Here is a 245-nt window from a genome sequence, read left to right on the forward strand (position 1 = left end):
TCGTAAGCGCGAAGGCTACGGATGAAGGCGTAGAAGTCTGGATCCTGGCTGAATGCATCAGCAAACAGTTTAGCCGCTTCGGCATCACCTTCACCGCGCAGGATACGACCCTGGCGCTCAGATTCCGCCAGCGTCTTGGTGACTTCATAGTCCGCTGCCGCTCGCAGTTTTTCCGCTTCTTCCTGACCCTGTGAACGGTGACGACGGGCTACCGCTTCACGCTCGGCGCGCATACGGTTGTAGAT

At 58.0% G+C, this 245-nt stretch carries 1 pseudogene; it reads right to left on the reverse strand.

From position 1 onward, the window contains the following. Positions 1 to 245 (reverse strand): annotated as a pseudogene (locus RTW80_RS30355) (protease modulator HflC); the annotation flags it as partial.

It is taken from the genome of Escherichia sp. AM3 (assembly GCF_032029835.1).
Classification (GTDB): domain Bacteria; phylum Pseudomonadota; class Gammaproteobacteria; order Enterobacterales; family Enterobacteriaceae; genus Escherichia; species Escherichia coli.